Source organism: Streptococcus suis (genome assembly GCF_019794615.1).
GTDB classification, from domain to species: domain Bacteria; phylum Bacillota; class Bacilli; order Lactobacillales; family Streptococcaceae; genus Streptococcus; species Streptococcus suis_AI.
Genome location: NZ_JAIMDU010000013.1, coordinates 42,730 through 54,225 on the forward strand (window position 1 = coordinate 42,730; position 11,496 = coordinate 54,225).

The window sequence follows — 11,496 nt, forward strand, 5'->3', positions numbered from 1 at the left end:
TCAGTTCTATCTTCGACTTCGTTTCCTAGGCTACTTTTGATTTTCATTGAGTATCAATTATCCTAAGAAACGTTTGAGGAATTCTTTGGTACGTTCTTCTTGTGGATTCTCAAAAATTTGTTTTGGACTACCTTCTTCAGCAATAATCCCTTTATCCATGAAAATGACACGATCGGAAACGTCACGCGCAAATTCCATTTCATGAGTTACGATAATCATGGTTAGACCAGATTTTGCTAGGTCTTTCATCGTTTTGAGAACTTCACCAACCATTTCAGGATCGAGAGCAGAGGTTGGTTCGTCAAATAGAATCAATTCGGGATCAATAGAAAGAGCACGGGCAATAGCAACACGCTGTTTTTGACCGCCAGACAATTGACTTGGCTTAGCTGTCCAGTACTGCTCAGTCATCCCTACCTTGTTAAGGTTTTCCTTAGCAATGCGCTCAGCTTCTGACCGTTCGCGTTTTAGGACGGTTGTTTGAGCTACAATCGCATTTTCTAAAACATTCAAATTGTTAAAGAGGTTAAAGGATTGAAACACCATCCCAAGTTTTTCTCGGTAATGAGGTAGGTTATACCCCTTTGCCAAAACATCTTGTCCGTGGTAAAGGATTTGTCCATCAGTTGGTGTTTCTAAGAGATTGATAGAACGTAAGAAGGTGGACTTTCCAGAACCAGAAGAGCCGATGATAGAGATAACCTCGCCCTTTTCAACTGTAATAGAAATATCTTTAAGTACTTGATTTTGTCCGTATGACTTTTTAAGATTTTTAATTTCCAAGATAGTATTATTAGTCATTGAGGACCCCCGTTTGCATTTGATTTGCGCCTGTTGTATACGTATCCATGTCAAAGCGTTTTTCAACTATGCGTAGAATACGTGTTACAGTAAAGGTTAGAATAAAGTAGATGATAGCAATAACAGTAAATGTTTGGAAATATTGATAGGTTTGGGTTGCAACCGTGTTTCCAGAGAAGTATAGTTCTACCACAGAGATTACATTCAAAACAGAAGTATCTTTGATATTGATAACAAACTCATTACCAGTAGCCGGTAAAATGTTACGAACAACTTGAGGGAGTACGATTTTACGCATGGTTTGATTATGGGTAAATCCAAGAGCTGTTGCCGCTTCAAATTGCCCCTTATCAACAGCAAAGATACCACCACGTACAATTTCACTCATGTAAGCACCGGTATTGATAGAAACGATAAAGATAGCCGCTAAGGTACGGTCAAGGTTGAGACCAAAAGCCTGGGCAGTACCATAGTAGATAACCATTGATTGTACAATCATAGGGGTGCCACGGAACACTTCAATATAGACATTGATAATCCAACCTAAGAGTTTCTGTCCGATTGCTAAAACTTTATTAGCTGCTTTTGGTGCGGTACGGAATACACCAATGAGAAGACCAATAATTGTACCAATAATTGTACCAAGTATTGAGATTAATAGGGTCATTCCTGTTCCGCGTAATAACTGTTGCCAGTTGTTAACGATAATTTTCCAAACTTGAGAAAAGAAATTTGGATTTTCAGCTGACGCTTCTTCAACAGGTTGGTTTTCAATCATGTTATCCATGAGTGCGATTTGATCTGCTTCAGAAAAAGCTGCTAACACTTCGTTTACTTGTGTGATACGAGTATCATCTTTTCTCATACCAACTGCAATCGTAACATCTTCGGCATTTGTTTCAAAGCCATCTGTCAATTCAACCATTTTGAAAGCTTTGTTAGCAGCCTCAGCGGTACGTCCTTCTGGTCGCTCAGAAACATAGGCATCAATCACGCCAGCTTCAAGTGCTTGGCGAATTTGGGAGAAATCACCCATCGCAGTTTGTTTATCAGCCCCTTCAATTTGATCAATCAAATCATAAAGATAGACACCCTGCTGAGCTGTGATTTTGGCACCAGCAAAATCTGATAAGCTAGTTGCATCTGCATATTGACTATCCGCACGGACAACAAGGGTTGGTATAGAAGTATAATAGCTATCTGAGAAGGCAATTTCTTTTTTTCGCTCTTCAGTTGGACTCATACCAGCGATAATCATGTCAATTTTTCCAGATGTTAAGGCAGGAACCAAGCCTTCCCATTTGGTTTTGACAACAAGCAATTCTTTATTCATCGATTCAGCAATCTTTTTCGCTACTTGAACATCGTATCCGTTGGCAAATTGATTGGTTCCTTCGATTGGAACTGCACCGTTGCTATCATCTTCCTGTGTCCAGTTAAAAGGAGCATAGGCAGCTTCCATTCCGACACGAAGGTATTCATCTGCTTTTACTCCAGTTGTTATCGAAAAAACAGCTAATAAGCTTAGCAGGAGTATACTAATTTTATGTTTCATAAAATCTCCTTAGTAAAATGTATTATACTATTGTATAAAAAATTCTGAAAAATTTCAATATGCTTGTTTTATTTATTCACTTAAATTGTATGAAAAAATCGTATGAAAATGTATGAAAATAGTAGATTGGAATACTTTACTGATATTTACTCAGCTAGCAGTGATAGTTAGTTTTTTTACAGAATTTTTACTGAGTGAATGATTATTTTTTATTTGAGAATATTTATTTTGTGGTATAATAGATAGAATTTATCTTAAGGAGTTATCATGATAATTGAGATTTTGAAAGCCATCTTTTTGGGTATTATTGAGGGGATAACTGAGTGGCTGCCAGTTTCATCTACCGGCCATTTGATATTAGTGCAAGAATTTATTCAATTAAAACAAAGTACTAGTTTTATTGAGATGTTTAATATTGTGATCCAATTGGGAGCAATTCTAGCGGTTATTACAATTTACTTCCAAAGACTTAATCCATTTCAGCCTGGAAAAACGCAAAGAGAGGTCCGTTTGACCTGGCAATTGTGGGCAAAAGTAGTTTTGGCTTGTATTCCGTCCATTATCATTGCAGTTCCCTTAGATAATTGGTTTGAAGCGCATTTCAATTTTATGGTGCCGATTGCAATTGCTCTGATTGTTTATGGTATTGCCTTTATTTGGATTGAGAAACGTAACAAAGATGTTGAGCCACAAGTGACGGATTTGGCAAAAATGTCCTATAAAACAGCTTTACTGATTGGATGTTTTCAAGTCTTAAGTATTGTACCGGGTACAAGTAGGTCTGGTGCAACTATTCTGGGTGCAATTATTCTTGGGACAAGTCGTTCTGTTGCCGCGGACTTTACTTTCTTTTTGGGAATTCCAACGATGTTTGGCTACAGTGGATTAAAAGCAGTTAAATACTTTTTAGATGGTAATAGTTTGTCTTTTGAACAGGTTATTATTTTATTAGTGGCAAGTGTGACTGCTTACGTAGTATCTGTAGTTGTTATTCGTATGTTGACAGATTTCGTGAAAAAACATGACTTTACAGTCTTTGGTTACTACCGGATTGTTTTGGGTGCTATCTTACTGATTTATTCATTTTTCACGTTTATTTTATAAGATAATTTAGTTGTTAAATCGGCAAAAAAGTCTAGATTATAGTTCTAGGCTTTTCTTGTGCCGTTTTTCTATAGTTGAGGCAGAAAGTTTAGAAACTTGCTTTTTTTTTGTTTTTCGAGTGGCATTTTAGTATAATGGGAAGAGATTTGTATGAGAGCTTACGATATCTATACTGTTGACAGTCTAATAGATAAATGAATGAGGTATGTATGAAAGTAAAACAAATTAGTGATTCGACTCTAAAAATCACTATTCAATTAGAAGATTTAGAGGAGCGCGGGATGGAAATCGCGGATTTCCTTATTCCTCAAGAAAAGACGGAAGAGTTTTTTTATACTGTCTTAGATGAATTGGACTTACCGTCCACTTTTCGTGAAAGTGGGATGTTAAGTTTTAGAGTGACTCCAAAACCGGATAAAGTGGATATCTTTGTCACAAAATCTGAAATGGATCAACATTTAAATTTTGATGAATTTACAGATTTATCGGAATTAGGTGATGTATCAAGAATGACTCCAGATGAATTGTTGAAAAGTTTGGAACAGACGGTACGTGCAAAAAGTGCAAAAGATACGAAAGCTGTTCAACGGTTGGAAGAGACGGAACAGGCAGAAGAAAATGAGGATTATCAAGAACCGTATATTTACTATATCTTAGAATTTCCTGATTTGATTGATGTTATAAACTTTGTTCAAACAGTTGATTATCCTGTGGAAGAATCTGAGCTATACAAATTAGAAAATCGTTATTATATGACTGTTCTAATAAATGTAGCTGAGCGTTCAAAACAGTATCCGGAGTACATCCTCTCACGGATGCTAGAATTTACGAATGATACAAAATTGACGAGGCCATTCCTACAAGAACATGGAGTGTTGCTTTTGGGTGTTGGAGCAATTGATGAGCTTAGGAAGGTGCAGATGGTATGATTCCTTTTGCGCTAAAATATGTGATGGTCTTAATTGCAACAGTTGTTATAGCTGTTATTTTGACCCCTCTAGTTCGTTCGTTGGCTTTTCGAGTTGGTGCCGTTGACAATCCTAATGCGAGACGGATTAACAAGGTACCAATGCCATCAGGTGGGGGCCTAGCCATCTTTATAGCTTTTGCTGTGGCTAGTTTGATCTTTTTACCAATGATAGTCACACGGATTCATCTTTATACTACCTATGTAGACTATATTTTACCAGTGGTGATAGCTGGTGCGATTGTTGTTTTAACGGGTCTTATTGATGATATAAAAGAATTAGATCCTCTTCCCAAGCTTCTAGGAATCGTCGTTGCAGCAGTCATTATTTGGTTTTTTACGGACTTTCATTTCGATAGTTTCAAAGTTCCATTTGGAGGTCCACTGATCGAATTTCCAACTTGGTTAGCCTTCTTTTTAACTGTTTTGTGGATTGTTGCGATTACAAATGCAGTTAATTTAATCGATGGTTTAGACGGCTTGGTTGCAGGGGTATCCATTATATCACTTATGACAATGGGGATAGTATCCTATTTCTTTTTGTACGATAGCAATATTTTCTTGAGCTTAACTATTTTTGTGTTAGTTGCAGCGATTGCAGGTTTTCTTCCCTATAATTACAATCCGGCTATTATTTATTTAGGTGATGCAGGAGCTCTATTCATAGGGTTTATGATTGGTGTCTTTTCTCTACAGGGATTAAAAAACTCTACGGCAGTTGCGGTTGTGACGCCAATTATTATTCTTGGAGTTCCAATCACTGATACTGTGGTGGCAATTATACGCCGAAAATTGTCGGGACAAAAGATTTATGAAGCTGACCGGATGCATTTGCATCACCGTCTTCTCTCAATGGGTTTAACACATCGTGGGACTGTTTTAGTTATTTATGCAATTTCCTTTATTTTTTCACTTACATCCTTACTCTTGAATATTTCGAGTCGAGTAGGGGGGGTCTTGCTTGTAATAACCCTTGCATTTGGAGTAGAAATTTTGTGTGAATTAATAGGGATTTTTGGAGAAAATAGGACCCCTGTTCTAAACGTATTGCGATTCATTGGTAATAGTAGTTACCGACAAGAAAGGCTTGATCAATATAAAAAATGTTATAATGAAAAAAAGCGGAAATAAGAGTCTTTCTAAACAAGATTAGAGCCCTTTGGCTCTTTTTTTGATATAATATAAAAGATATGATTTATTAAAATTGTCAGAAAAGACTATAAAAATAAATCCATGCCCGATAAAAACACAATGTAAAGATACGTATGGTTTTTAACGAGGATGAACAATATAAGGAGTGTAGTATGTCAGTATTAGAAATCAAAGACCTTCATGTGGAAATTGAAGGAAAAGAAATCCTAAAAGGTGTGAATTTGACCTTGAAAACAGGTGAAATTGCAGCTATCATGGGACCTAACGGAACAGGAAAATCCACCCTTTCAGCAGCGATTATGGGTAATCCAAGCTATGAAGTTACCCAAGGTGAGATTCTTTTTGATGGTGTAAACATTTTGGAATTAGAAGTTGATGAACGTGCCCGTAAGGGACTCTTCTTGGCTATGCAATACCCATCAGAAATTCCAGGCATCACTAATGCAGAGTTCCTCCGAGCAGCTATGAATGCTGGTAAGGAAGATGAGGACAAGATTTCAGTTCGTGATTTCATCACTAAGCTGGATGAAAAAATGGAACTTTTAAACATGAAAGAAGAAATGGCAGAGCGTTACCTCAATGAAGGTTTCTCAGGTGGTGAAAAGAAACGTAACGAAATTTTGCAATTGCTTATGTTGGAACCGACTTTTGCACTTCTTGATGAGATTGACTCAGGGTTGGATATTGATGCGCTTAAAGTGGTTTCAAAAGGAATCAATGCTATGCGTGGCGAAGGCTTTGGTGCAATGATCATTACCCACTACCAACGTTTGTTGAACTACATTACACCTGATGTTGTTCATGTCATGATGGAAGGACGTGTTGTTCTTTCAGGCGGACCAGAATTGGCACAACGTTTGGAAAAAGAAGGTTACGTACAAGTAGCTGCCGAACTTGGCATTGACTACAAAGAAGATGACATTTAAGTCTTTGGAGGGATATATGACCAAAGATAGAATTCAAGAATTTTCATTAGAACAGGCAGAGCCAGTTTGGTTGACAGATCTCCGTCTCAAGGCCTTTGAAAAAGTAGCTGAGCTAGACTTGCCAGTTGTTGAGCGCGTTAAATTTCACCGTTGGAATTTAGGAGATGGACGTTTGGAAACCAATGATGCAATTGGTTCAGTTCCAGATTTTACAGAGCTTGGCGATAATCCAAAATTGGTGCAAATTGGCAGTCAAACTGTTTTAGAGCAGTTACCGATGGATTTGGTGGAACAGGGTGTCGTCTTTACAGATTTTGCATCTGCCATGGATGTGATTCCAGATGTCATTGAGAAATACTTAGGTGCAGCTGTTGCCTATGATGAACACAAACTTTCAGCTTACAATACAGCCTATTTTAATGCAACTGCAGTACTCTATGTTCCAGACCATGTTGAAATTGAGCAACCTGTTGAAGCTTTATTCTACCAAGACAGCTCCAGTCCGGTTGCCTTTAACAAGCGGGTTTTAATCATCGCTGGGAAAAATGCCAAGCTCAATTATTTAGAACGTTTTGAAAGTTTGGGTGATGGAAATGTGGCTAGTTCCGCCAACATTGTTGTTGAAATCATTGCACAAGCGGGGAGTCAAATTAAGTTTGCTGCGATTGATCGCTTAGGAAAGCACCTAGATACCTATATCGCACGTCGTGGTTTACTTGGTAATGATGCAAGTATTGATTGGGCAATCGGCTTAATGAACCAAGGAAATGTCGTCGCTGATTTTGATAGTGACTTAAAAGGAAATGGAAGTCATGCAAACCTCAAAGTGGTAGCTTTATCGTCTGGTCGTCAAGTGCAAGGTGTGGATACACGGGTAACCAACTTCGGCCATAATTCGGTGGGGCATATTCTTCAACACGGTGTTATTTTAGAGAGTGGAACGTTGACCTTTAATGGGATTGGCCACATTATTCGTGGTGCCAAAGGTGCGGATGCTCAACAAGAAAGCCGTGTGTTGATGCTGTCGGATAAGGCGCGATCAGATGCTAATCCCATACTCCTTATTGACGAGAATGAAGTAACTGCGGGCCACGCGGCCTCCATTGGTCAGGTTGATCCAGAGGACATGTATTATCTCATGAGTCGTGGTTTGGATCGTGCAACAGCTGAGCGTTTAGTTGTTCGTGGTTTCCTTGGGGCTGTTATTACAGAAATTCCGGTGAAGGAAGTTCGTGATGAACTAGTCGCAGTAATTGATGAAATATTAACAAAGAGATAAGTTTATGAAGGAATTGAATAGTATTAGCAAGGATTTTCCAATTTTAGACCAGTTTGTCAATGATGAGCCTTTGGTTTATTTGGATAATGCTGCGACCACCCAAAAACCTCAGCAGGTTCTGGACGTACTTGCTGACTACTATCATCAGGATAATGCCAATGTTCACCGAGGGGTGCATACCCTTTCAGAGCGGGCAACAGCCCGGTATGAAGCTGCTCGTCAGACGGTTGCAGATTTTATTCATGCAAAATCAAGCAAGGAAATTCTCTTTACTCGCGGAACAACAACGAGTTTAAACTGGGTTGCTCAGTTTGCTAGAGAAATTCTACAGCCAGACGATGAAGTAATCATTTCCGTTCAGGAGCATCATTCAAATATCATTCCTTGGCAACAAGCCTGTCAACAAACCGGTGCACAGCTCCGCTATGTTTATCTACGAGATGGTGAAATTGATGTAGATCACTTGAAATCTTTTTTGTCTTCTAAAACTAAGTTTGTCTCCATTGCCCATATTTCCAATGTTTTGGGGGCAATTGCACCCATTAAGCAAATTGCAACTTTGGTACACGAAGTAGGAGCATATTTGGTAGTGGATGGAGCACAATCAACACCACACATAGCTATTGATGTTCAAGAGTTAGATGTTGATTTCTTTGCTTTTTCAGGCCACAAGATGTTAGGACCAACTGGAATAGGGGTACTTTATGGTAAAGAAGAGATTTTGAACCAGATGTCTCCTGTTGAATTTGGTGGTGAAATGATTGACTTTGTCTATGAGCAATCAGCTACGTGGAAAGAATTGCCATGGAAGTTTGAGGCAGGAACTCCGAATATAGCAGGTGCGATTGGTCTTGCAGCGGCGATTGATTATTTGAATCAAATTGGTATGGATAGAGTTCGTGAGCATGAAGAAGAACTCATTACCTATCTTTGGCCGAAACTAAAGGCCATTCCTGGCTTAACAATATATGGAAGTCAAGATGTAGCCAAAAGAACCGGACTTGTTGCCTTTAACTTAGATCATCTACATCCTCATGATGTGGCTACGGCTCTGGATTATGAAGGAGTTGCCGTGAGAGCAGGCCACCATTGTGCTCAGCCTCTCCTCAAGTATTTGCAGGTACCTGCTACAGTTCGAGCAAGTTTCTACATATACAATACAAAGGCTGATTGCGACAAGTTGGTCGAGGCTTTGATAAAGACGAAGGAGTTTTTCAATGGCCCTATCTAGATTAGATTCTCTTTATATGGCAGTTGTGTCTGAGCACTCCAAGTCGCCTCATCACCATGGGAGTTTGGACGGAGTGGAAAAGCTAGAACTTCACAATCCAACCTGTGGAGATGTGATCGAATTATCTGTCAAAGTTGAAAATGGTGTTATTACAGACATTGCGTTTGATGGAGAAGGGTGCACTATTTCAACTGCATCGGCTTCAATGATGACAGATGCAGTTATTGGAAAAGAAAAGATTCACGTGCAAGAATTAGCAGAAGTCTTTTCACAAATGGTCCAAGGTCAAAAAGATGAACGCCAAAAGGAGCTGGAAGATGCCTCATTATTAGCTGGTGTCGCAAAATTCCCTCAACGCATCAAATGTGCTACTTTACCATGGAATGCCCTGAAGAAAGCACTGGAACGCAGTGAGAGTGCTGACTAAAAACAAAAAAATAACAAAAACGAAAATCATACAGAAAGGATTGTTCAGTTTCTGATTGGAATTGAAATTGAACTCGCCCTAAAAGCTTTTGAAAAAAGATAAATCTCCTCGTGTGTTTGCACACGAAATCGATTCTCTATTTTTCATTTGCTTTCATAACGGGCTTAGTATCTTATATTATGTCAGAAGAAAGAATTGAACCAACCCCGATTGATCTTGGGGAATACAAATTTGGATTCCATGATGAAAACGTGGAACTGGTGGCTTCGACTGGTAAGGGGTTGAACGAAGAAGTTATTCGTGAAATGTCCCGTATCAAAGGCGAGCCTGAATGGATGTTGGAATTCCGTTTGAAATCCTATGAAACCTTCAAGAAAATGCCGATGCAGACTTGGGGAGCCGACCTATCCGAACTAGATTTCGATGATATCGTTTACTATCAAAAACCGTCGGATAAGCCAGCACGTAGCTGGGATGATGTACCAGACAAAATCAAGGAAACCTTTGAACGCATCGGTATTCCAGAAGCTGAGCGTGCTTACCTGGCAGGTGCTTCTGCCCAGTATGAATCAGAAGTGGTTTACCACAACATGAAGGAAGAGTACGACAAGCACGGCATTATCTTTACAGATACAGATACAGCGCTTAAGGAACACCCTGAACTTTTCAAAAAATACTTTGGAAAACTCGTTCCACCGTCAGACAATAAACTAGCCGCCCTCAACTCAGCGGTTTGGTCAGGCGGGACCTTCATCTATGTACCAAAAGGGGTTAAATTGGATATTCCACTCCAAACCTACTTCCGTATCAACAATGAAGGAACAGGTCAGTTTGAACGTACCCTTATCATCGTAGATGAAGGAGCAAGCGTTCACTACGTAGAAGGCTGTACCGCTCCGACTTACTCAACGGCCAGCCTCCACGCTGCCATTGTGGAAATCATTGCCCATGAAGGTGCCTATATGCGGTACACGACCATTCAAAACTGGTCTGACAACGTTTATAATTTGGTAACCAAGCGTGCCCGTGCTGAGAAAAATGCTACAGTTGAGTGGATTGACGGTAACCTTGGTGCTAAGACGACCATGAAATACCCTGCGGTTTACTTGGAAGGCGAAGGAGCTCGTGGTACCATGCTGTCCATTGCCTTTGCCAATAAGGGTCAGGTCCAAGATACCGGTGCCAAGATGATCCACAATGCACCACGGACTTCATCTTCTATCGTATCCAAATCTATTGCTCGTGGTGGTGGGGAAGTGAATTATCGTGGCCAAGTAACCTTTGCAAAAAATTCAGCCAAGTCGATTAGCCACATTGAATGTGATACCATTATTATGGATGGAATTTCTAAATCAGATACAATCCCATTCAATGAAATCCACAATTCACAGGTGGCCCTCGAACACGAAGCCAAGGTATCAAAAATCTCAGAAGAACAGCTCTACTACCTCATGAGCCGTGGCCTGTCCGAATCAGAAGCCACAGAGATGATTGTCATGGGCTTTGTCGAACCATTCACCAAAGAACTCCCAATGGAATACGCAGTCGAACTCAACAGACTGATTGCCTATGAAATGGAGGGCTCGGTTGGTTAGATTTTTGGCAATTTAGCAAACATGAGTTTGCTAAATTGCCAAAAAATCTCCAACCGACGTTGGAAATAGGGAGCGATGGAAATCGCTCTTCTTTGTAATCTTAATGACCTTATAACAATTCTGTGCCTTCTACGCTCGTCATTTTCTGCAAGAAAATGATATGTAGTAAGGAGTTCCCGTAGGAACTCTCTCCAACCGAGGTGGGAGATGAGGAGTGACTGCAGTTTCTCTAAGGTATTTTTCTTTTGATTATTGGCACGTCTCTTGTAGATTACAAGGCTGATTGCATAAAAGTTATACTACCAGATTACATTTTCATGAAAAGATATGTGAAAGTTTTCTCAAAACTAGACGAATCATTCCCATAGTTAGTTATTCCCGTCCTATCACCGGATTAGCACCCTATAAAAAGAAAAATCGCCACGTTAAGTAGCGATTTTTCCCTTTTGTGAGCCTCAA

The 11,496-nt window shown here is 39.5% G+C and carries 10 protein-coding genes; 8 read left to right on the forward strand and 2 right to left on the reverse strand.

Features of this window, described 5'->3' with window-relative positions; all coding sequences use genetic code 11:
* Positions 1-57: 57 nt before the first annotated feature.
* Together K6V43_RS05050 and K6V43_RS05055 are read right to left on the reverse strand one after the other, a co-directional pair.
* The gene (locus tag K6V43_RS05050; protein ID WP_024397007.1) at positions 58-801 is read right to left on the reverse strand and encodes an amino acid ABC transporter ATP-binding protein; all 744 of its coding nucleotides are present in this window, start codon (positions 799-801) and stop codon (positions 58-60) included.
* The gene (locus K6V43_RS05055) at positions 794-2,356 is read right to left on the reverse strand and encodes an ABC transporter substrate-binding protein/permease (protein ID WP_222382041.1); all 1,563 of its coding nucleotides are present in this window, start codon (positions 2,354-2,356) and stop codon (positions 794-796) included. Before K6V43_RS05055 ends, K6V43_RS05050 begins: the two co-directional genes overlap by 8 nt.
* 264 nt (positions 2,357-2,620) lie before the next feature.
* Here K6V43_RS05055 and K6V43_RS05060 point away from each other — a divergent pair, with 264 nt between their 5' ends.
* The 8 genes from K6V43_RS05060 (at position 2,621) to sufB (ending at position 11,037) form a co-directional block, all read left to right on the forward strand.
* On the forward strand, positions 2,621-3,460 hold the full coding sequence (locus K6V43_RS05060) for an undecaprenyl-diphosphate phosphatase (protein ID WP_222382047.1): 840 nt from the start codon (positions 2,621-2,623) through the stop codon (positions 3,458-3,460).
* 209 nt (positions 3,461-3,669) lie between these two features.
* Complete coding sequence (mecA, locus tag K6V43_RS05065) at positions 3,670-4,389, forward strand: adaptor protein MecA (RefSeq protein WP_024404107.1); 720 nt, start codon at positions 3,670-3,672, stop codon at positions 4,387-4,389.
* Entirely contained in the window at positions 4,386-5,558 is a 1,173-nt protein-coding gene (locus K6V43_RS05070) for a glycosyltransferase family 4 protein (protein ID WP_024404108.1), read from the forward strand. The genes mecA and K6V43_RS05070 overlap by 4 nt, the downstream gene beginning before the upstream one ends.
* A 173-nt stretch (positions 5,559-5,731) precedes the next feature.
* Positions 5,732-6,505, forward strand: coding sequence for a Fe-S cluster assembly ATPase SufC (gene sufC / locus K6V43_RS05075; protein ID WP_044669162.1), 774 nt, complete (start codon positions 5,732-5,734; stop codon positions 6,503-6,505).
* Positions 6,506-6,521: 16 nt separating this feature from the next.
* The gene (sufD, locus tag K6V43_RS05080; protein WP_222382044.1) at positions 6,522-7,784 is read left to right on the forward strand and encodes a Fe-S cluster assembly protein SufD; all 1,263 of its coding nucleotides are present in this window, start codon (positions 6,522-6,524) and stop codon (positions 7,782-7,784) included.
* A gap of 4 nt (positions 7,785-7,788) precedes the next feature.
* Positions 7,789-9,015, forward strand: a complete 1,227-nt coding sequence (locus K6V43_RS05085; protein ID WP_222382046.1) for a cysteine desulfurase — start codon at positions 7,789-7,791, stop codon at positions 9,013-9,015.
* Positions 9,002-9,442: a Fe-S cluster assembly sulfur transfer protein SufU gene (sufU, locus tag K6V43_RS05090; RefSeq protein WP_024391402.1), complete on the forward strand. Its 441-nt coding sequence runs from the start codon at positions 9,002-9,004 to the stop codon at positions 9,440-9,442. The genes K6V43_RS05085 and sufU overlap by 14 nt, the downstream gene beginning before the upstream one ends.
* Positions 9,443-9,621: 179 nt before the next feature.
* Positions 9,622-11,037, forward strand: coding sequence for a Fe-S cluster assembly protein SufB (gene sufB / locus K6V43_RS05095; protein WP_024397013.1), 1,416 nt, complete (start codon positions 9,622-9,624; stop codon positions 11,035-11,037).
* The last annotated feature ends 459 nt before the right edge of the window (positions 11,038-11,496 follow it).

What these genes read in the sequence shown, in the direction of transcription:
- sufD (WP_222382044.1), top strand. Translation starts at nt 6,522, where the DNA reads ATGACCAAAGATAGAATTCAAGAATTTTCATTAGAACAGGCAGAGCCA.
- K6V43_RS05070 (WP_024404108.1), top strand. Translation starts at nt 4,386, where the DNA reads ATGATTCCTTTTGCGCTAAAATATGTGATGGTCTTAATTGCAACAGTT.
- sufC (WP_044669162.1), top strand. Translation starts at nt 5,732, where the DNA reads ATGTCAGTATTAGAAATCAAAGACCTTCATGTGGAAATTGAAGGAAAA.
- K6V43_RS05050 (WP_024397007.1), bottom strand. Translation starts at nt 801, where the DNA reads ATGACTAATAATACTATCTTGGAAATTAAAAATCTTAAAAAGTCATAC.
- sufU (WP_024391402.1), top strand. Translation starts at nt 9,002, where the DNA reads ATGGCCCTATCTAGATTAGATTCTCTTTATATGGCAGTTGTGTCTGAG.
- K6V43_RS05055 (WP_222382041.1), bottom strand. Translation starts at nt 2,356, where the DNA reads ATGAAACATAAAATTAGTATACTCCTGCTAAGCTTATTAGCTGTTTTT.
- K6V43_RS05085 (WP_222382046.1), top strand. Translation starts at nt 7,789, where the DNA reads ATGAAGGAATTGAATAGTATTAGCAAGGATTTTCCAATTTTAGACCAG.
- sufB (WP_024397013.1), top strand. Translation starts at nt 9,622, where the DNA reads ATGTCAGAAGAAAGAATTGAACCAACCCCGATTGATCTTGGGGAATAC.
- mecA (WP_024404107.1), top strand. Translation starts at nt 3,670, where the DNA reads ATGAAAGTAAAACAAATTAGTGATTCGACTCTAAAAATCACTATTCAA.